Here is a 21,424-nt window from a genome sequence, read left to right as displayed (position 1 = left end):
GCCTTTTCATCCGCAAGCCCGTTTTGTCTGATATCTCTGTTCGGGTAACAGCCAAAACAGACTTTCCTTCTGACCAACACAACAGAGATTGTGCAGCCTGTATGGTTAACCGTGGAGAACAGATCGCTATGTCAGTTACCGGACGTATTCACTCCTTTGAATCCTGCGGCACCGTCGATGGTCCGGGGATCCGTTTTATCACTTTTTTTCAGGGCTGCCTGATGCGATGTCTTTACTGCCATAATCGCGATACCTGGAATATGCATGGCGGTAAAGAGGTAACGGTGGAGGAGTTAATGAAGGATGTGCTCTCCTATCGCCACTTTATGAATGCTTCAGGCGGCGGGGTCACCGCATCCGGCGGTGAAGCGATTTTACAGGCAGAGTTTGTCCGCGACTGGTTCCGTGCCTGCAGAGAGCAAGGCATTCATACCTGTCTGGACACTAATGGATTCGTTCGTCGTTACGATCCGGTAATCGATGAACTGCTTGAAGTTACCGATCTGGTGATGCTGGATTTGAAACAAATCAATGACGATATCCATCAAATCCTGGTTGGCGTATCGAATAACCGCACCCTCGACTTTGCGCGTTATCTGGAGAAAAAAGGCAAGCGCACCTGGATTCGCTACGTTGTAGTGCCGGGTTACACCGATGATGATGATTCTGCTCATCGGCTGGGTAAATTTACTCAGAACATGGACAATATCGAAAAAATAGAGCTGCTGCCCTATCACGAACTGGGTAAACACAAATGGATAGCGATGGGCGAAGAATACAAACTCGACGGCGTAAGCCCGCCCGATAAACAGACGATGGATCGGGTAAAAAATATTCTTGCCAGTTACGGGCATAAAGTAATGTATTAACTCGCAGAGATAAAAAAGGGAGCCGCTTATGGCTCCCTTTTTTGTTTATAAATGCGTTCAGGCGTGAGCCACCGGCGTAGCCTGATGATCGGCCTTGCGCAGCAGCATTACCAGATATACCAGCGCAACGGCGGCGATCATGACGAATAACAGACGATCAGAGTAGTTCTGCATCAGCATTGATGTCATACCGGGGCCGACCAGGCTGCCAATGGTATAGCTGAGCAGCAGCGCCTGATTCATTGCCACCAGCTGATGATGTGGCACCGTCTCGCAGGCCCATGACATGGCTACCGGATAGAGCGTAAAGCCTGCCAGACCCAGCACAAACAGCGCTGGCGCCATCGCGGCATTGCTCAGCATGGCGCCTGCGCCGAGGATCACCACAAAAACCTGTACGCGTAATACCAGCAGACGCCCGAAGCGGTCAGCGAGACGGCCAACAGGCCACTGTCCTACGATGCCCGAGCTAACCAGCAGCGCCATCCAGTAGCCGACAGTGGCGTCGCTCATACCCTGATGTGAAAGATAAAGCGGCATCAGGCCATAAAGCGAGCCGAGAAGAATGCCGGAAATAATGCAGCCGTTAATGCCCAGACGTGAGCTGCGGCGACGCAGCATCGGCCAGATTGCGCCCGGCGCCGCTTCCGCTGACTCGTCGTGTGCAGAAAAGCGGGTAAAGGCCAATGGCAGAATTGCGGCCATCACCAATGCCGTGACCCAGGGAATCACATGCAGCAGCTCAGTGGATACCTTGCTGACCAGCAGCTGTCCCGCCACGGTGCCCAGGTAATAAACGATCATATAAGCCGCCAGCAGCTGACCACGATTGCGCACCGTTCCGCTACATAGCATTGCGCTTTCCACCACTACCCACATCAATGCGCAACCGATACCGGCGACAAAGCGCCATGAAGTCCATGCCCAAAAACCGCCGGTCAGCAGCAAACCGAGTGTAGCAACGGCGAACAGCACGGTAGCCAGATAGTAGCTGCGATTAAAACCGTAACGTTTGATGAGCCAGCCTGCCAGTAAGGTTCCTGCCAGGTTGCCGGTATAATAAGAGGAACTCACCATTCCGACCTGCCATGTTGGCAACGCGTCGTGCGTCAGCCACAACGGGACTAACGTATTTAAAACGGCAATGGAGACCGTCAATAACAGCAAGCCGCACAGCAGCAGCAACACGGGGCGAGACCATGTGGACATAGTGAGTAAAACCAAAAGGAAACAAGAGAATTTGCGCGCAGTTTGCCACTGCGTTTTTTAAAGTCAACGGAGGAAAATCAGGCGCAGCACATTTTGCTGCTCAACAATTTAATTTTTTTATCTTCAGTAGGTTACAGCACTGTAAACGGCAGACTGACGGCAATCTATCTTTATGAAAAACTGGACTTTTAGGGATGCAAGCGGGCAAAAAGTCGATAACGATTATTTCTGCAAAATTTGAAGTCAGGATTAATCACGGAGCAGGTTAAGAAATAAAAAACCCGGCATTGCCGGGTTCTTTTATGGCTCATGCTATCAGCCGATATAGTCGAGGCCTTTCATATAAGGACGTAGCACCTCAGGAACGGCGATACGACCGTCCGCCTGCTGGTAGTTTTCCAGCACGGCAACCAGCGTACGGCCTACCGCCAGGCCGGAGCCATTCAGGGTATGCACCAGGCGCGGTTTTTTCTCGTTCTTGCTGCGGCAGCGAGCCTGCATACGACGCGCCTGGAAATCCCACATATTGGAACAGGAGGAGATTTCACGATAAGTATTCTGCGCCGGCAGCCATACCTCCAGATCGTAAGTTTTCGTCGCGCCAAAACCCATATCGCCGGTGCAGAGCAATACCTTGCGATAAGGCAGATTCAGTAGCTGCAAGACTTTTTCCGCATGGCCTACCAGCTCTTCCAGCGCCTGCATGGACTCTTCCGGACGAACGATTTGCACCATCTCGACCTTATCGAACTGGTGCATACGGATCAGGCCACGGGTGTCGCGCCCGTAGGAACCCGCTTCAGAGCGGAAACAAGGGGTATGGGCCGTCAGCTTAATCGGTAAGCTCTCTTCTTCCACAATCTCGTCACGCACCAGGTTGGTTAGCGGAACTTCAGCGGTCGGGATCAGCGCATAGTTGCTGCTTTCTGACTCCTCTTCCAGCGGTCGGGTGTGGAAAAGATCTTCGCCGAACTTAGGTAACTGGCCGGTGCCGTAAAGCGTGGCGTGGTTAACCAGATAAGGCACGTAGGTTTCCAGATAACCGTGCTGCTCGCTGTGCAGGTCGATCATAAACTGGCTCAGCGCACGATGCAGACGGGCAATCTGACCTTGCATCACCACAAAGCGCGAGCCGGTCAGTTTCACCGCTGAGGCGAAATCCAGCCCTTTGGCCATCTCACCCAGCTCAACATGATCTTTTACCTGGAAATCGAACTGGCGCGGTTCGCCCCAGCGGCTGACTTCCAGATTTTCGCTGTCATCTTTCCCCAACGGCACTTCGTCCGCCGGCAGGTTAGGCAGCGCCAGAGCAAAATCACGAATTTCGTTTTGCAGAGCATCCAGTTCCGCTTTGGCCGCATCCAGACGTTCGCCCAGCGCGTTCACTTCCTGACGCAGCGGCTCGATGTCTTCCCCACGTGCTTTGGCCTGACCGATGGATTTGGATCGGGAGTTGCGCTCAGCCTGCAGGTTTTCAGTTTCGACCTGCAGGACTTTACGACGCTCTTCAAGAGAGGTCAGCGTTTCCACATCCAGCTTAAATCCTCGGCGTGCCAGTTTTTCTGCGACTGCGTCTGGCTCGTTACGCAGCAGATTGGGATCGAGCATGCTTATCCTGTGCTTTATAAGTTGATTGTTTGAACGAAGAGACGCCTTCCTGCATGGAATGCGTTGAATTCCTTACTCACCTTACCGCAACGCCAAATTTAGCGGTAGCGTTTTATCGGGCTATTTTGATCCTGTTCAGCCAGCCAGGCTAGCTTTTCGCCAATTTTGCCTTCAAGGCCGCGGTTAGTGGGAACATAGTAGTGAGTTTGTGCCATTTCCGGCGGAAAATAGACCTCACCGGCGGCATAAGCGTGGGTTTCATCATGCGCGTAACGGTACTCTTTCCCCAGTCCCATATCTTTCATTAAGCGGGTCGGCGCATTGCGCAGATGTTCAGGCACGTCGTAATCGGGATATTCGCGCGCGTCGCGCATGGCGGCTTTGAACGCGCTGTAAACCGCATTGCTTTTTGGCGCGCAGGCGAGGTAAACAATGGCCTGCGCGATAGCACGCTCTCCTTCCGCCGGACCCACGCGCGTGAAGCAATCCCAGGCGGCAATGGCGACCTGCATCGCCCGCGGATCGGCGTTGCCAACATCTTCTGAGGCGATAGCCAGCAGGCGGCGCGCCACGTAAAGCGGATCGCCGCCTGCGGTAATAATACGCGCATACCAGTAGAGCGCCGCATCTGGCGCAGAACCGCGTACTGACTTATGCAGCGCCGAAATCAAATCGTAATAGCGATCGCCTTTGTTATCGAAGCGGGCGGCGCGCTCGCCGGAAACCTCATTGAGCAGCTGCGGGGAAAGTTCCCGTTTGCCCTGCGCGTTGGTTTCCGCCATGTCCGCCATCATTTCCAGCGTATTGAGCGCGCGCCGGGCGTCGCCATTCACCAGTTCGGCGATCATGCGGCGGGTGTTTTCCGGCAGCACAATTTCACTGTTGCCATAGCCGCGCTCTTTATCCTGCATCGCCTGATCCAGCACCTGCCCAATATCTTCCGTGGTCAGAGATTTCAGCAGGTAGACGCGCGCGCGGGAGAGCAAAGCAGAGTTAAGCTCGAAAGAAGGGTTTTCCGTGGTGGCGCCGATAAAGGTAATGGTGCCGTCTTCAATGTGCGGTAAAAAAGCATCCTGCTGGCTTTTATTAAAGCGATGCACCTCATCAACAAACAGAATCGTGCGCCGTCCCGCCTGGCGGTTTTGACGCGCCCGCTCAATGGCTTCACGAATCTCTTTCACACCCGAGGTGACGGCGGAGATGCGCTCCACATCAGCATTACCGTAACGGCCAATGATTTCGGCCAGCGTGGTTTTCCCTGTTCCTGGCGGTCCCCAAAGAATCATCGAATGCAGATGGCCTGCTTCGATGGCGCGTGGCAGCGGTTTACCGGGCGCCAGCAGATGCTGCTGGCCGATATATTGCTTTAGCGTGGCTGGCCGCATACGCGCGGCCAGCGGTTGAAATTCATTGGTGGAAAAATCCAGAGAGAGATTACTCACCGCGACCTCACTGACGTTGGTCGTCCACCGTCACGCCTTTTGGCGGAGTGAACGTGAACTTATCCGGGCTGATCGCGCCATTCTTCTGGCTTTTCAGCTGATAATTGCTGCGCTGGCCATCCTGCTCAATAGCGCTGAACTGGTTGATGGTGCCGTTAGAGGAGACATTGATGGTGAACTGCTTCAGATTGCCGTCGCTGCTCTTCGGGGTCAGTTCGAAATTATCGCCCTGCTGTTTGATATTATACTGCTGCCAGTCGCTCGGCTGGTTGCGGGCGATCAGCATAAAAGGCGTATTGCTGGTGGCATCTTTCAGCCAGGTTGCGCTGGCCTGCTCAACGAACGGGTTATAAAACCAGAGCGTTTTCCCATCGGAAACAATCACGCTTTCATCCGGGGCGGTCATATGCCAGTTAAACAGACTGGGGCGTTTTACCCATAACTCTCCTTCGCCATCCTGCACATTCGCCCCGCCGCTGTCGGTCACTTTCTGTGTAAAGCTGGCGTGGAAACTGTTGACCTTATTCAGACGCTGTTGCAAATCGCTGGTGGCATCCGCCAGTGCGTTAGCAGTAAGAAAGGCGCTTAACAGGCTGCAGGCAATAATCTGTTTTTTCATGTCATTCCAATCCTTATTCATCTATTTCCCAACGGTGACAGCGTTAAACCTGGCTGTTCTGTTCCCGATTAGACAGCAGAAAAAACCGAAACTATTCACAGATATGGGGACAATCGTCGCATAAACAATGGGCCAGCTTACACTGGCCCATTTGCTACTATGACAACGCGTTTGAACAATTATCACATTTCATGTGGTGGCGGCGACAACACTTCGCGGTTGCCGTTATGTCCTGGCTCCGAGACGATCCCCTGCGCTTCCATCTGTTCGATAATGCGCGCAGCGCGGTTGTAACCGATGCGGAACTGCCGCTGTACGCCGGAAATCGAAGCGCGACGCTTTTCAACTACAAAGGCGACGGCCTGATCAAACAGCGGATCCAGCTCTTCACCGCCATCCAGAGTTAAACCTCCACCCTCGCTCTCTTCGCCAGCAGTGATGCTGTCGATGTACTGCGGACGGCCCCGTGCTTTCCAGTCTGAAACCACCGCATGCACTTCCTGATCGCGCACAAAGGCGCCGTGAACACGCACCGGAATAGAGGAGTTAGGCGGCATATAAAGCATATCGCCCATGCCCAGCAGCGACTCAGCGCCGCCCTGATCGAGGATGGTGCGCGAGTCGATTTTGCTGGAAACGGTAAAGGCGATACGCGTCGGGATGTTCGCTTTGATCAAACCGGTGATGACATCCACCGACGGACGCTGCGTAGCCAGCACCAGGTGAATACCTGCCGCACGCGCTTTTTGCGCCAGGCGGGCAATCAGCTCTTCCACTTTTTTACCTACGGCCATCATCAGATCGGCGAACTCATCCACCATCACCACGATGTAAGGCAGCTTCTCCAGCACCGGCGGCGTGATATCCATGCTGTCGCCCGGTTTCCAGAACGGATCCGGTATCGGACGACCCATCGCTTCCGCCTGCTCAACTTTTTCGTTGTAACCGGCCAGATTACGCACGCCCAACGCCGACATCAGCTTATAACGACGCTCCATCTCGCCCACGCTCCAGCGCAGGGCGTTGGCGGCATCTTTCATGTCGGTGACCACCTCGGTCAACAGATGCGGGATACCCTCATAAACCGACAGCTCCAGCATTTTCGGGTCAATCATAATAAAGCGCACCTCTTCCGGCGTCGCTTTATAGAGCATGCTGATGATCATCGCATTGACGCCCACCGACTTACCGGAGCCGGTGGTACCAGCAACCAGCAGGTGAGGCATTTTCGCCAGATCGGCTACTACCGGCTGACCGGCGATATCCTTACCCAACACCACGGCGAGCGGCGATGGATTGTCGCGGAACTTGGCGCAGTCGAGCACTTCACGCAGATAAACGGTCTGACGATGTCTGTTCGGCAACTCCAGACCCACATAAGGTTTGCCCGGAATTACCTCGACCACACGCACCGCGACGGCAGAGAGCGAGCGCGCTAAATCACGAGAGAGGTTGGAAATACGCGATGCTTTTACGCCGGGCGCCAGATCAAGTTCGAAGCGGGTAATCACCGGGCCGGGCGAGATACCAACCACTTCCGCTTTAACGCGATAGTCTGCCAGGCGCGCTTCGACCAGACGAGCCGTTTGCTCAAGCGCAAACATATCAACCGGCTCCTCCTCTGCTGGCGGCGGCGTAAGCAGATCGAGCGTAGGCAGCGGCGTGGTGGGTTTATGCAGCGGCTGCTCATGGCGCATCAGGAACGGATGAATCAAACTCTCCTGCATCGCAGGCGCAGGTTCCGGTTGAGCGGGCTGCGGCGCGGGCACAGGCGCAGGCGGCTGCACGGTTTCAGCCGCCCAGTGGCTGGTCTGGCTGACAGGCGCCTGCGTCGCCGGGCCTGCCTGCGGTTCGGCTGGCTGCCAGTGAGTATCCAGTGCCTGCTCAGGTTCTGCCGCCGGGGCGGCCGTAATGGTGAACAGCGGCTCAACCGGGCCATCATCCACCAGATCTTTCATCGGAGAGAAATCGAAGGCGGCAGCCGGATCCAGGCTAAAGGTCGGGCCATCATCCTGCGCGCTTTCCGGTTGTGTATAGCGGGTTTGCTGCTGCTCAGCAAACTGGCGTGCAAGGGCCGCCTGATGGTGCGCCTCTTCATCATCCTCATGCTGCTGCCAGCTTTCGCCGTAGCGCTGCTGCTGTTGCGTCTGGAACGCTTCGCGCAACTGCGCCTCCTGCTGCGCCGTTTCCTCTTCTGCGGGGTAAAAGTCCTGCGAAATCTCAGGCGCAGCTGGCTCTTTCGGCTCCGTCTCTTTGGCTTTTTCTTCCGCCATGCGCTGCGAAGGCAGCTTGATGCCGAACGAGGCGAGTTCACGGCGTGTCGGAATTTTTACCGGATTGGGGCGCGGCAGCTCCGGACCGATTCCCTGCTTCACCTGAGGATTGTAATCCCCTTCCGGCGCGGCGCCGAAGACCGGCACAAACGGCGAGGAGCCGGATGGCATCTGCGTTGCCGTGACAGCAGCAGCGGCCGACGCGACGCCGCCCGCCATCTCAGGAAATTGCGTCGCTTCGCGCCAGTTGCCCATCTGCGGCCCCTCATCCTGCTCTGTTGCGGCAGCAGGCTGTGCTTCAGGGATCTCGAAACGATAGAGTGGCGGTTGCGGCTGCTCACTCGCTTCTTTAAAAGCTGGGGTTGCAGCAGCAGAGAGATCCGGTGCCGTCTGGCTCGCCGGTGCGGCAAAAGCGGCCGCAGGAGATGGCGTTACAGCAGGAGCAACCGGCGCGACGGTGGAGGGTGCGACGGGCTGCGCCGCAAGCGTTGTCACAGGCGTAGCCTCTTTTGCCAGCAGCGGATCCTGATCCTCTTGCTGTTCAACCTCAATAACGTCATGTTTACGCGGCGCGGCTAACAGCACATCCTCTTCCACCTCATCAACCGCAACCTTTCTTACCGGTCGGGATTCAACGATATCTTCTTCTTCATCGTATTCCTCTTCCCAGGGTTCATCATGACGGGAGCGGTTGCTGGCGAAGGTCAGAATGCTCATCACCGCGCCGCCAATCTTTTCGGCAATGGTCAGCCAGGACCAGCCGGTATAGAGCGTAATGCCCGCCGCCCATACGCACAGCAGCGTCAGCGTGCCGCCGGCAGAGCTGAACCAGGGCGCCATCGCATTGCTCACCAGACTGCCAATCACGCCGCCCGAGGCGAAATACCAGATATCATCCGCGTTGAGCGCCGCCAGCCCGCAGGTGGTTACCACCAGAGCCAGCACGCCAATCAGCCGCAGACCCACGGCGAAGTAATCGATATAGTCCTGACGATCGCGCTGACGGAAGGTAATCCAGCAGAGCCCGAGAATAACGGGTGGAATCGCATAAGCCATGATGCCGAAGATAAATAACAGCGTATCCGCCAGCCAGGCGCCAACGCTGCCGCCAATGTTGTGGATAGGTTCATGCCAGGCGGTTTGCGACCAACTGGGATCAGAAGGATTGAAGCTGACCAGGGAGACCATCAGGTAGATGGCGAAAAGGGCAACGAGAATAAGCAATGCTTCCAGCAGTCGACGACCACTGCTGAGCGGCTGTAACGAAACGTCTTTGTCTTCTGTGTATTCCTGGCTCAAGAGAACTCTCCAGGTGCCTGTAAATTATGAAGGCAACAGCGCCGGGGCAAGCCCGACGCTGGTCCTGTATGAATTCACAGGAGTGTACCGAAATCCTGCAAGTTTTGCACCTGCCCTGCGTTACCGAGTCTTAATAACTAACCGGTTACTCTGTTTGACTTCTTCCATCACCACATAGGTGCGGGTATCGTTCACGCCTGGCAGACGCAACAGGGTTTCCCCGAGCAGCTTACGGTAAGCGGACATATCCGGCACACGGGTTTTCAGGAGATAGTCAAAATCACCGGAAACGAGGTGACATTCTTGAGTTTCCTCAAGTTTTTGCACAGCGGCGTTAAATTGCTCAAACACATCCGGCGCACCACGATTCAGAGTAATCTCAACGAAAACCAGCAGTGAAGCATCAAGATAGTGTGGGTTTAGCTGCGCTGTGTAGCCAAGAATAAAACCCTGACGCTCCAGACGACGCACACGCTCAAGACACGGCGTAGGCGATAACCCCACGCGTTTGGAAAGTTCTACGTTAGAAATACGACCATCTTTCTGAAGTTCATTCAGAATATTTCTGTCGATTCGATCGAGATCTTTTCCGGGGCGTTTCTTATTGTCTACCATTATTATTGTCTCTCTTAAATCCTTCCCTTTACCTGCCACGACCTGAAATCATTCATTGTTCAGGTCTTACTGAAGTGAAGACTTAGAGCCTGTGCGTTAACGCGCCCATCCGTATGACGCATGTTGTCTGTCCACATCATGCGTCATGACCAATGTCAGGCTGAGTTTATTTGGCATAGATGACAAAATGAGGGAGGAAACCCTGTTTTGTTCGCTAAATATTCTCTGCTTCCTACACTGTTTTCGCAAAAGCGCAGGCGATTGTCAAAGTAAAACATCCAAATTCAGTACAAGATGCCAGATAGCACGCTGGGTTACTGTTTTTAAATGAGTATTTCCAGGCGTCTGCACCATAAAAAACCGATTATTGCCCCTTTTTGGCGCAAAGCACAGGCAAAAACTCCGCTCATCGTCTACACCGTTTGCAGCTATCGTTAACAAAATCGCTGAAGCCTTTTTTTGCTTCGGTAATTTCCCTACAATCGCTAGCTATGTTGTCAGCCGAATGAAATTGAGGAACGCATGAGTACGGCCAAACACAGTAAGCTACTTATTCTGGGCTCGGGCCCAGCCGGTTATACCGCTGCAGTCTATGCCGCACGCGCCAACCTGAACCCGGTGCTGATCACCGGACTGGAAAAAGGTGGCCAGCTGACCACCACAACCGAAGTAGAAAACTGGCCGGGCGACCCGCACGACCTGACCGGTCCGTCGCTGATGGAACGTATGCATGAGCATGCGGAAAAATTTAATACCGAAATCATTTTCGACCATATCCATACGGTGGATCTGCAAAGCCGCCCATTCCGTCTGATCGGCGACAGCGGCGAATACACCTCCGACGCCCTGATTATCGCTACCGGCGCGTCAGCCCGTTATCTCGGCCTGCCTTCAGAAGAAGCGTTTAAGGGCAAAGGGGTTTCCGCCTGCGCTACCTGCGACGGCTTTTTCTATCGCAACCAAAAGGTGGCGGTGGTTGGCGGCGGCAATACTGCGGTGGAAGAAGCGCTTTATCTGGCGAATATCGCTTCTGAAGTGCATCTGATTCATCGCCGCGACAGCTTCCGCGCCGAAAAAATCCTGATCAATCGTCTGATGGATAAAGTGCGCAACGGCAACATCGTTCTGCATACTCATCGTGAGCTGGATGTGGTTCTGGGCGATCAGATGGGCGTCACCGGGGTACGTTTACGCTCTACCGAACAGGAAAGTTTGCAGGAAGAGCTGGACGTAGCGGGCCTGTTTATCGCTATTGGCCACAGCCCGAACACCGCGATCTTCAATGGTCAGCTGGAGTTGGAAAACGGCTACATCAAGGTTCAGTCGGGTATTCATGGCAATGCCACGCAGACCAGCATTCCGGGCGTGTTCGCCGCAGGCGACGTGATGGATCATATTTATCGCCAGGCAATTACTTCTGCCGGAACCGGCTGTATGGCCGCGCTGGATGCTGAGCGCTATCTTGACGGTCTGGTTAAGAACGATCGATAAGTTGTTAATCTTCTGATCTTATTTACGCAAGGCGACGGTTTATTAGTCGCCTTTTTTATTGCTCCTTGCTACAGTTCATGCGCTTTTAACAGACGGGTTTTCTGCTCCGTTTTAACCCTGTTTTCTGATAATTGATCGGCATCGCATGAATAAGACCCGGCAACAACACCTCACCCGTTGGTTACGCGAGCAGCGTCGTCATGGCAGCCGCTGGTTATCTCTCGCCTCGCTGTCAGGTACAGGCAGTGCGATAGTGATGATTGCTCAGGCATGGCTGCTCGCCACGCTGCTTCAGTCGCTCATTGTCGAACACCGCTCCCCTGGCCAGCTTGTTACCCTGCTTCTGCTGCTGTTTTTCTGTTTTATCCTGCGCGCTGGCTTACATTTCTGGCGTGAACAGGCAGGATTCCGCGCCGGGCAGGCAATCCGACAGGCGTTACGCAAGCAGGTGCTGGATCGCCTGCGCGAGCTTGGCCCGGCCTGGATTCAGGGAAAACCTGCCGGCAGCTGGGCGACGCTGCTGCTGGAGCAAATTGAGGAAATGCAGGATTATTACGCCCGCTACCTGCCGCAAATGACGCTCGCCCTGCTGATCCCCTGTTGCATTTTGCTGACGATTTTTCCCGTTAACTGGGCAGCCGGTCTGATTTTGCTGGCGACCGCACCACTGATCCCGCTGTTTATGGCGCTGGTCGGCATGGGTGCCGCTGACGCCAACCGCCGCAACTTCCTCGCCCTGGCGCGCCTCAGCGGCGATTTCCTCGATCGTCTGCGCGGCCGGGAAACGTTACGGCTGTTCCACCGCGGGCAGGCCGAACAGCAGGCTATCGCCGTCAACAGCGAAAATTTTCGCCAGCGCACCATGGAAGTGCTGCGCCTCGCCTTTCTCTCCTCTGCGGTACTGGAGTTTTTCGCCTCGCTCTCTATCGCTATTGTGGCGGTTTATTTTGGCTTCTCTTACCTGGGCGAGCTTGATTTCGGCCACTACGATCGGCAAATCACGCTGTTTGCCGGTTTCCTGGCGCTTATCCTGGCGCCAGAATTCTTTCAGCCGCTGCGCGATCTCGGCGCTTTCTATCATGCCAAAGCGCAGGCTACCGGCGGCGCGGAAGCGCTGGAGCGCTTTATGAACGCCAGCGCAGAGGCACCGCTACGCGACGGCAGCAAAATGCTGGCCGACAGCAACATGCTCACCCTTGAAGCGCATGAGCTGGTGATTTGTACCCCTACGGGCAAAGCGCTCTCTGCCCCGCTCACCTTTACCCTTTTGCCCGGCGCGCGCGTCGCGGTGGTTGGCCCAAGCGGTGCGGGTAAAACCTCTCTGCTGAACCTGCTGCTGGGCTTCTTGCCCTATACCGGATCGCTCAAAATCAACGGTACGGAACTGCGCGAGCTTGAGCTGACCCACTGGCAGCGCCATCTGGCGTGGGTTGGACAGAATCCGCATTTACCTGCCGCCACCTTGCGGGAAAACATTTTGCTGGAGAGCGACCTGGATGCCCGGCGGCTTGAGGCGGTGCTGCAGGCTTCCGGCGTGAATGAATTTCTTGCTCAGCTGCCGCAGGGTCTGGAGAGCGAAACGGGCGATCAGGCGCTGGGGCTTTCGGTTGGTCAGGCACAGCGTATCGCCGTGGCGCGTGCGCTCTATAAACAGGCGAGCCTGCTGCTGCTGGATGAGCCTGGCGCCAGTCTGGATGCGCACAGCGAAGAGCAGGTGATGCAATCACTGGAACAGGCCGCGCATCGCCAGTCGACGCTGATGATTACCCACCGGCTGGATGGCTTACAGCAGTGGGATGAGATCTGGGTAATGCAGGCCGGACAAATCGTACAGCGCGGCCCGTGGAAAGCGTTAACGCAGCAGGATGGTCCCTTCAGCCAGTTGCTGCGCCATCGTCAGAAGGAAGTCGTGTGATAAAAACTTTACGGCCTTTTCTGCGCCTCTGGCGCCGCCATCCCTGGCGATTAGCGCTCAGCCTGGCGCTGGCGATTCTGACGTTGCTGGCGAGCGTGGGTTTGCTTGCGCTCTCAGGCTGGTTCCTTGCCGCCGCCTCGCTGGCGGGCGCGGCCGGACTTTACAGCTTCAACTACATGCTGCCTGCGGCCGGCGTGCGGGGCGCGGCGATTATACGCACCGCCGCGCGCTATTTTGAGCGTCTGGTCAGCCACGATGCCACTTTCCGCGTGCTGCAGCATCTACGCGTGTTTACCTTCTCCAGGCTGATCGCGCTCTCGCCGGGACAGCTGGCGCAATTTCGCCAGGGAGAACTGCTTAATCGTTTTGTCAGCGATGTCGATACTCTGGATCACCTCTATCTGCGCGTGCTTTCTCCGCTGGCGGGCGCTTTTGTGGTGATCGTCGTCGTCACGCTCGGACTGAGCTGGTACGACGTCACGCTGGCGTTAACGCTCGGCGGTTTGATGATGGCGACACTGCTGATTGTACCGCCGCTGTTTTATCGTCTCGGTCAGCCTGCGGGGCAGGCGATAACCCGGCGGCGTGCGATCTGGCGTCTGCAGCTGACCCGCTGGCTGGAAGGTCAGGCTGAGTTAAGGATTTTCGGCGCGGAAACCCGCTGGCGTCATCAGCTGGATCAGGGCGAGGCGCTGTGGCAGCAGGCGCAGCAGCAGCAGCACCGGCTGGTTGCGCTGGCGCAAAGCCTGATGATTTTGCTCAGCGGCATCGCCGTTTGCGCCATGTTATGGCTGGGCGCGGCTGACCCGGCAAGGGTGACAGCTGCCGGGCCGCTCATCGCGCTGTTTGTGTTTTGCGCGCTGGCGGCGTTTGAAGCGCTGGGACCCGTGGCCGGAGCGTTTTTGCACCTCTCTCAGGTGATCGCGTCCGCGCAGCGCGTCAATGATATTATCTCGCAGCAGCCTGATATCACTTTTCCGACGCAGCCGGTTCAGAGCGAGGCAGGTATGACGATTGAGATAGCGTCGCTGAGTTTTTATTATCCAGCCCGCCCCGACCCGGTATTGGACAATCTCTCTTTATCCGTCGCAGCAGGCGATCATATCGCCCTGCTCGGTCCCACCGGCTGCGGCAAAACTACCCTGCTTGCGCTGCTCACGCGTGCGCAGGAGGCGCGACAGGGCAATATTATGCTGAACGGCGTGCCGCTGGCACAATGGGACGAAGCCAGCCTGCGTAAGCGCATCAGCGTGGTGACGCAACGCGTTCATCTCTTCAGCCAGACGCTGCGTGATAACCTGTTGCTCGCCGCGCCAGACGCCTCGGACGCTAGATTGGTTGCCGCGCTGCAGCAGGCAGGGCTTGCTTCACTGCTGGACAATGACGAGGGGCTGAACGCCTGGCTGGGCGAAGGCGGCAGGCCGCTTTCCGGCGGCGAATTGCGTCGTCTCGCCATCGCCCGCGCGCTGCTTCATAATGGTGATCTCTGGCTGCTGGATGAACCCACCGAGGCGCTGGATGCGGCCACTGAGCAGCAAATTCTGAGCTTACTGCAGCGCCTCACGCAGAATAAAACGGTGATTATGGTGACGCATCGGCTGACCGGACTGGAAAAGATGGCGCGCATTTGCGTGATGGATGCCGGCACGATCATCGAGCAGGGTAGCCATCAGGAATTAATCTCAAAACGCGGGCGCTACTGGCGTTTACAACAACGCTTTGCGCTATAGTCATAGCCTGTTCCTGCGAGGTAGAGCGACGCGATGAGACTGGTACAATTGTCACGAGAGTCCCTGCATTTCCCGCCGCCGGAAATGGCGCTGCGCGAACCCAACGGCTTACTGGCGATGGGCGGCGATCTCTCCCCTGCCCGTTTGTTGAACGCCTATCAGCGCGGTATATTCCCGTGGTTTTCGCCGGGAGATCCGATTCTCTGGTGGTCGCCCGATCCGCGCGCCGTTCTGCTGCCGGAATCCTTTCACCTCAGCCGCAGCATGAAACGCTTCCATAACCAGTCGCCCTATCGGGTAACCATGAATCAGGCCTTTTCTGAAGTGTTGCAGGGGTGCGCCACGGGCCGTCAGGAAGGCACCTGGATTACCTTTGAGGTAAAACGCGCCTGGCTACGGCTTTTTGAATTGGGTCATGCTCACTCCGTAGAGGTCTGGCACGATCATAAGCTGGTGGGCGGCATGTATGGCCTGGCGCTGGGCAAGATTTTTTGCGGCGAATCGATGTTCAGCCGCATGGAAAACGCCTCGAAAACGGCGCTCTGGGTTTTCTGCCAGCACTTCCTTAAGCATCAGGGACGGCTGATTGATTGTCAGGTACTGAATCCCCATACCGCCTCGCTCGGCGCGGTCGAAATTCCGCGTGTTGATTATTTACAGTATGTTCAGTCGCTTGCCTGGCAGAAACTTTCGCCCGGTTGCTGGCGCACGCAGACCCTTTTTTAACAGGGCGTTGATGTTTTGCACACACCGCGTGGCAAAAGTGATATAATGATTTCGTTTGGTATGTCGTTCGCGCTTCGCCCCCGGCGAACCGGAATTGCCAGGCTGGGAATCTCATCGCACTCTCGGAACTGTTTCAATCGTGCGCGTGTAACCGGTTGATTCAGATTCTTAGCCCGCTAATCCCCCGCAGACGTCAAAAAACACCCGAATTTAACCGAGATGCTCGCGTATCTGCGCGACGCACGGCGAAGCGTTGGCGCATGCGCCAACGTTTCTTTACATAAATCATGGAATTCGGCATTATCTTGCCGGTTCAACTGTTAGGTAGTCCACCCAGAGGATTCGATGGCCAAAGAAGACAATATTGAAATGCAAGGTACCGTACTGGATACGTTACCTAACACCATGTTCCGCGTAGAACTTGAGAACGGACACGTGGTTACCGCTCATATCTCCGGTAAAATGCGTAAAAACTACATCCGCATCCTGACGGGCGACAAAGTGACTGTCGAGCTGACCCCGTATGACCTGAGCAAAGGCCGCATTGTCTTCCGTAGTCGCTAAGTTGCTCCCTGACTCTGTCGTTAGTTAACTGAAGCGACACGAAAAAAAAGGCCGGATGATTATCCGGCCTTTCTTATATCGGCAATACAGGCTTAATGCACCGTGCCTTCCGTTTTGCGTTTCTCCGCGCTCAGGAAGTGATAGGTAAGCTGGTTTTTCTCTTTATCCAGCCCTACGGAAACAGACCCCCCGTCCACCAGCGAACCAAACAGCAGCTCGTTTGCCAGCGGTTTTTTCAGGCTTTCCTGTACCGTACGCGCCATCGGGCGCGCGCCCATCGCTTTGTCGTAACCTTTCTCCGCCAGCCAGTCGCGCGCTTCGTCGCTCACTTCCAGTGAAACGCCTTTCGCATCCAGCTGTGCCTGCAGCTCGACAATAAATTTATCCACGACCAGATGAATCACCTCAGGAGAGAGATGCTGGAACCAGATAATGTTGTCGAGACGGTTACGGAACTCCGGCGTAAAGATCTTCTTGATCTCTTCCATCGCATCGGTGCTGTTATCCTGATGGATCAGGCCGATAGACTTACGCTCGGTTTCGCGCACACCGGCGTTGGTGGTCATCACCAGCACCACGTTGCGAAAATCCGCTTTGCGTCCGTTATTGTCGGTCAGCATGCCGTTGTCCATCACCTGCAGTAGCAGGTTAAAGACATCCGGGTGCGCTTTTTCAATTTCATCAAGCAGCACAACCGCATGCGGATGTTTGATCACCGCATCCGTGAGCAGACCGCCCTGATCGAAGCCCACGTAGCCCGGAGGCGCGCCAATCAGGCGGCTCACGGTATGCCTTTCCATATATTCCGACATATCGAAACGCAGCAGCTCAATGCCCAGCGCTTTTGCCAGCTGAACGGTTACCTCGGTTTTCCCGACCCCGGTAGGACCGGCAAACAGGAACGAACCTACCGGTTTACGATCCTGGCCCAGCCCGGCGCGGCTCATCTTGATCGCTTCGGTCAGCGCTTCGATGGCGTTATCCTGGCCAAACACCAGCATTTTCAGGCGCTCGCCGAGATTTTTCAGCGTATCGCGATCGGTTGCCGAAACGCTCTTCTCAGGAATACGCGCAATACGCGCCACCACGGTTTCGATATCAGCGACGTTCACCGTTTTCTTACGCTTGCTGGCCGGCTGCAGGCGCGCTCTCGCCCCCGCTTCATCAATCACGTCGATGGCCTTGTCCGGCAAATGACGATCGTTGATATATTTCACCGCCAGCTCCACCGCAGCACGCACCGCTTTGGCGGTATAGCGCACGTCGTGATGAGCTTCATATTTCGGTTTCAGGCCGTTAAGAATCTGTACCGTTTCTTCAACAGAAGGCTCGGTGATATCGATCTTCTGGAAGCGACGCGCCAGCGCACGGTCTTTCTCGAAAATATTGCTGAATTCCTGATAGGTGGTCGATCCCATCACGCGGATCTTACCGCTCGACAGCAGCGGCTTGATCAGGTTAGCGGCATCCACCTGTCCACCGGAGGCGGCACCGGCACCGATGATGGTGTGAATTTCATCGATAAACAGAATGCTGCTGTTGTCCTGCTCCAGCTGCTTCAGCAACGCTTTGAAGCGCTTCTCAAAATCACCGCGATATTTGGTGCCCGCCAGCAGCGAACCGATATCCAGCGAGTAGATGGTGCAATCCTTCATCACTTCCGGCACATCGCCCTGCACAATGCGCCAGGCAAGCCCTTCAGCAATGGCGGTTTTGCCGACGCCCGATTCCCCCACCAGCAGCGGGTTGTTTTTACGACGACGGCAGAGAACCTGAATAGCGCGTTCCAGCTCTTTATCGCGGCCGATCAGCGGATCGATACCGCCTACGCGAGCAAGCTGGTTAAGATTGGTGGTGAAGTTTTCCATACGTTCCTCCCCGCCTGCTTGCTCTTCGTTAACCGGATGTTCCGAATTTTGCGCCTGATTAGGCTCGTCTTTACGCGTACCGTGGGAGATAAAGTTCACCACATCGAGGCGGCTGACTTCATGTTTCCGCAGCAGGTAAGCCGCTTGTGACTCCTGCTCGCTAAAAATGGCGACCAGCACATTCGCACCAGACACTTCGCTGCGACCGGATGACTGAACGTGGAATACCGCACGTTGCAACACGCGCTGGAAGCTGAGCGTAGGTTGAGTATCACGCTCCTCTTCACTGGCGGGCAACACCGGCGTGGTTTGTTCGATGAAGGCTTCGAGTTCCTGTCGCAGAGCCACGATATCCACCGTACAGGCTTCCAGTGCCTCTCTGGCCGACGGGTTACTGAGCAGAGCCAGCAACAGATGCTCGACGGTCATAAACTCATGACGGTGCTCACGCGCTCTGGCGAAAGCCATATTTAAACTGAGTTCCAGTTCTTGATTGAGCATTAGGCACCTCCCCCAATTATCGCTCTGACGACCTGACTCCAGATGGAGACGGGTTCAGGCTTTTTCCAGCGTACACAGCAACGGATGCTCATTTTCCTTCGCATACTTGTTCACCTGGGCGACTTTGGTCTCCGCCACTTCTGCAGTATAGACACCGCAGATCGCCTTTCCCTGGTAGTGAACTTTAAGCATCAGTTGCGTTGCACGTTCAATATCATAAGAAAAGAACTTTTGCAGAACGTCAATAACAAATTCCATAGGTGTATAATCGTCATTATTCAGAATGACTTTATACATCGAAGGCGGTTTCAGTCCCTCTTTAACTTTCTCTTCGGCAAGATGTTCAAAATTAAGCCAGTCGTTAGTGTTTGCCATAATGATCCGTTGAAATTCTGCATGACCCATGAGGACGTTTCTTGACGCCTTCACTAAGAGTTTAACACGCCTGTCAAGCGGCTCCGCTCGAATGGATACTATCCGATATTCCTCATGCGCGACCTGCATCACAAAATTGGCAATAGCGTTAACTGCCTCAAATTTTGATGAATTTCTCCCCTGACGCCCTGGGGGTTTGCTTGACGATGCGGTCTGTTTCTCTACATTCTACAGACACAAGCTGATTGAGTTTTAAACAAACTCGACCCACAGCTTCAATGACCTCACCAACTTATCAAAATGTCTTGCGAGGGAAGTAAAAGCATGGAGACGGGTACTGTTAAATGGTTCAACAACGCCAAGGGCTTCGGCTTTATCTGTCCAGTCGGCGGCGGCGATGACATCTTCGCACACTACTCCACTATTCAGATGGAGGGTTACAGAACGCTAAAAGCCGGCCAACAAGTTCAGTTTGATGTCCACGAGGGACCAAAAGGCAATCACGCCAGTCTGATCGTCCCGCTGGAAGCAACGGTGCACGCCTGAGCTTTCCTTCATTCTGAACAACCCCGTAAAAAAATGCCAGCCAGCGGCGCTGGCATTTTTCTCGTCCTTCTTAAGATGGGGACGCCTGCGCATTTTTCAAGCGGCATCATTAATCCGCTTTGCCACGCGCCAGCCAGATGACTCGCGCAAACATCTTGCTGAACAACGCCGGAATCGCCTGAGAACCGCGTTCCGCCGCCGCTAACGCCACGGCAATAGCCAGTTCAGGCTTCGACGATCGCTGTATTGCTTTGCTAATAATACGCCGGGTATTCATCGGCACGTTTAACGGCAGGTGCGCAGCCTGATGATAAATATCGCTGAAGCCTGCACGGTAGAGAAAGTGTTCCATATCCGGCGCAGGCAGCTGAGTCAGATAATCTTCTTCTGCCTCATTGCGCAGCAGCTGGCTGCGCGTGGTAGAAGCATATTTTTTCCCGGCATCGTCACCGTCCGTTAATACATAGCAGGCGATGCCCATCCGTCGGGCAAACTTCAGCAATGGTTTCAGGCCAGCCTGAGCGAATTCAATTACTTTTACCCCTTCGGCAGCGAAATGGTAGCCCGCCTGACGCGCCAGCTCGTTAATGATCCAGATTTCAGTTTCCCCTTCCACCAGCAGCCAGCAGCGGGCAAACAGCGCTGACGGACGGTTAACGCGAATATGAAAAGTGATGCGGCGGCTCTCCTCTGCGCTCATGCCTTCCGGGCCGATGCGCCAGGCCATAACGCCTGGCGTTTCGCGCACCAGCCGACAAACATTCTCCAGCGGCACCTGAGAAAGCAGTTCGCCGGAGTTGGTTGTGGCGATTTTTTGCAGCGGCAGCAGCGCCAAAAAATCCCAGGCGACGGAAAGCATGATCGGATGCAGACGGGTTTCAGGATCCTCAATCAGCAAGATGGGACGCGCGCCGGGTGCCATCTTGCTGCCGCGCGCCTGAATCAGCAGCGCAAACATGCGGATCAGGATCATCTGCCGACTGCGCGAATCGTTGTCGGCAATCAGCCGGTTGAGCTTATCGAGATAGCGCCAGCCCTGGCCGCCGTCGCGCGCTTCGGGCGCAACGCGCGCCGTCTGCGCTGTGCTGGCCGGGTTGTGCACCAAAAAGTAGTGTTCCAGCAACTGCTGCATAGTGCGTAATCCCTGGCGCAGCAGCGCATCGCTCATCTGCTGCGGCCGCGTCTCCAGATCGCGTGTCAACTTCACCACTTCACCAGCCAGTGCGTCCAGCGTGCTGGCGCGCGCCGACTGCGCCAGTTCATCGTGCTGACCACGTCGGCTGAAACGGGCGTCGCGCAAACGTAGTACCGGATGCTGACGAATCAGGCTGCGCGCCGCCTCATCCGCATCATCCTGTTGCAACGCTGCACCCCGGGCATCGAGAAACTCTCGGCTGGTGACAACCTGACCTTTATTCTCCCTGGCGCGAACGCAGTAGTAAAGATAGCGCGCGCTCTGTCCGCCGCGCTGCCAAAAAGGCGCGAACAGCGGATCGTCAGGCGTTTCATCCGCGCGAAAGGTAAAAATAATTTGCAGCTGCTGCACACGCGCCCCGGCGTTGCCTGGGGTAAAATGAAAATCCTGCGGGGTAAACTGATAAAATTCCGCCTGCGGCGACAGCAAAAGCGTCAGGGCATCCAGCAGGGTTGATTTCCCCCAGGCGTTTTCCCCAATCAAGACGTTGGTGTGGTTCAGCGCCAGGTCAAGATGGCGAATCCCGCGGAAGCCGGTAATCTCAATGTTTTCCAGAATCATAGCGCTACCTGTTCTGCT

At 55.5% G+C, this 21,424-nt stretch carries 15 protein-coding genes and 2 pseudogenes; 7 read left to right on the top strand and 10 right to left on the bottom strand.

Annotated elements, in window-relative coordinates; translation table 11 throughout:
* Positions 1-128 precede the first annotated feature (128 nt).
* Complete coding sequence (gene pflA, locus ABU178_RS07330) at positions 129-869, top strand: pyruvate formate lyase 1-activating protein (protein WP_397215732.1); 741 nt, start codon at positions 129-131, stop codon at positions 867-869.
* 57 nt (positions 870-926) lie between these two features.
* Here the strand turns inward: pflA and ABU178_RS07325 are convergent, their stop codons facing one another.
* The 7 genes and pseudogenes from ABU178_RS07325 to lrp all read right to left on the bottom strand — a co-directional run bounded on the left by ABU178_RS07325 (position 927) and on the right by lrp (position 9,934).
* Complete coding sequence (locus tag ABU178_RS07325; protein WP_397213402.1) at positions 927-2,078, bottom strand: MFS transporter; 1,152 nt, start codon at positions 2,076-2,078, stop codon at positions 927-929.
* 315 nt (positions 2,079-2,393) lie between these two features.
* Positions 2,394-3,686, bottom strand: coding sequence for a serine--tRNA ligase (gene serS, locus ABU178_RS07320; protein WP_397213400.1), 1,293 nt, complete (start codon positions 3,684-3,686; stop codon positions 2,394-2,396).
* Between the two features lie 98 nt (positions 3,687-3,784).
* Complete coding sequence (locus tag ABU178_RS07315) at positions 3,785-5,128, bottom strand: replication-associated recombination protein A (RefSeq protein ID WP_397213399.1); 1,344 nt, start codon at positions 5,126-5,128, stop codon at positions 3,785-3,787.
* A 7-nt stretch (positions 5,129-5,135) separates the two neighbouring features.
* Positions 5,136-5,747, bottom strand: a complete 612-nt coding sequence (gene lolA / locus ABU178_RS07310) for an outer membrane lipoprotein chaperone LolA (protein ID WP_397213397.1) — start codon at positions 5,745-5,747, stop codon at positions 5,136-5,138.
* A gap of 182 nt (positions 5,748-5,929) precedes the next feature.
* Positions 5,930-7,531 (bottom strand): annotated as a pseudogene (gene ftsK / locus ABU178_RS20360) (DNA translocase FtsK); the annotation flags it as partial.
* Positions 7,532-7,644: 113 nt separating this feature from the next.
* Positions 7,645-9,319, bottom strand: a pseudogene (locus ABU178_RS20355) (DNA translocase FtsK 4TM domain-containing protein); the annotation flags it as partial.
* 120 nt (positions 9,320-9,439) lie between these two features.
* The gene (gene lrp, locus ABU178_RS07300; RefSeq protein ID WP_006118610.1) at positions 9,440-9,934 is read right to left on the bottom strand and encodes a leucine-responsive transcriptional regulator Lrp; all 495 of its coding nucleotides are present in this window, start codon (positions 9,932-9,934) and stop codon (positions 9,440-9,442) included.
* A gap of 522 nt (positions 9,935-10,456) precedes the next feature.
* Here lrp and trxB point away from each other — a divergent pair.
* The 5 genes from trxB to infA all read left to right on the top strand — a co-directional run bounded on the left by trxB (position 10,457) and on the right by infA (position 16,360).
* Entirely contained in the window at positions 10,457-11,425 is a 969-nt protein-coding gene (gene trxB, locus ABU178_RS07295; RefSeq protein ID WP_397213393.1) for a thioredoxin-disulfide reductase, read from the top strand.
* Positions 11,426-11,570: 145 nt separating this feature from the next.
* Positions 11,571-13,340, top strand: a complete 1,770-nt coding sequence (gene cydD / locus ABU178_RS07290; protein ID WP_397213391.1) for a heme ABC transporter permease/ATP-binding protein CydD — start codon at positions 11,571-11,573, stop codon at positions 13,338-13,340.
* The gene (cydC, locus tag ABU178_RS07285; RefSeq protein ID WP_397215730.1) at positions 13,340-15,070 is read left to right on the top strand and encodes a heme ABC transporter ATP-binding protein/permease CydC; all 1,731 of its coding nucleotides are present in this window, start codon (positions 13,340-13,342) and stop codon (positions 15,068-15,070) included. Before cydD ends, cydC begins: the two co-directional genes overlap by 1 nt.
* 33 nt (positions 15,071-15,103) lie before the next feature.
* Positions 15,104-15,796, top strand: a complete 693-nt coding sequence (gene aat, locus ABU178_RS07280) for a leucyl/phenylalanyl-tRNA--protein transferase (RefSeq protein ID WP_397213389.1) — start codon at positions 15,104-15,106, stop codon at positions 15,794-15,796.
* A 345-nt stretch (positions 15,797-16,141) separates the two neighbouring features.
* Positions 16,142-16,360 carry a translation initiation factor IF-1 gene (infA, locus tag ABU178_RS07275; RefSeq protein WP_002211347.1) on the top strand — a complete coding sequence of 73 codons (219 nt, stop codon included), beginning with the start codon at positions 16,142-16,144 and terminating at the stop codon, positions 16,358-16,360.
* 92 nt (positions 16,361-16,452) lie between these two features.
* Here the strand turns inward: infA and clpA are convergent, their stop codons facing one another.
* On the bottom strand, positions 16,453-18,729 hold the full coding sequence (gene clpA / locus ABU178_RS07270) for an ATP-dependent Clp protease ATP-binding subunit ClpA (RefSeq protein ID WP_397213384.1): 2,277 nt from the start codon (positions 18,727-18,729) through the stop codon (positions 16,453-16,455).
* 54 nt (positions 18,730-18,783) lie between these two features.
* Positions 18,784-19,104, bottom strand: coding sequence for an ATP-dependent Clp protease adapter ClpS (gene clpS, locus ABU178_RS07265; protein ID WP_397213382.1), 321 nt, complete (start codon positions 19,102-19,104; stop codon positions 18,784-18,786).
* A 324-nt stretch (positions 19,105-19,428) separates the two neighbouring features.
* Between clpS and cspD the strand changes: the two genes are divergently transcribed.
* Complete coding sequence (gene cspD, locus ABU178_RS07260) at positions 19,429-19,650, top strand: cold shock-like protein CspD (protein ID WP_397213380.1); 222 nt, start codon at positions 19,429-19,431, stop codon at positions 19,648-19,650.
* 109 nt (positions 19,651-19,759) lie between these two features.
* Here cspD and ABU178_RS07255 read toward each other — a convergent pair whose 3' ends face one another.
* The gene (locus ABU178_RS07255; protein WP_397213378.1) at positions 19,760-21,406 is read right to left on the bottom strand and encodes a DUF2813 domain-containing protein; all 1,647 of its coding nucleotides are present in this window, start codon (positions 21,404-21,406) and stop codon (positions 19,760-19,762) included.
* Positions 21,407-21,424 lie beyond the last annotated feature (18 nt).

Source organism: Pantoea osteomyelitidis, assembly GCF_044342975.1.
Taxonomy (GTDB): Bacteria; Pseudomonadota; Gammaproteobacteria; order Enterobacterales; family Enterobacteriaceae; genus Pantoea; species Pantoea osteomyelitidis.
Note: the sequence above shows the minus strand (reverse complement) of the source record. Positions and strands in the feature narration are given on the sequence as shown.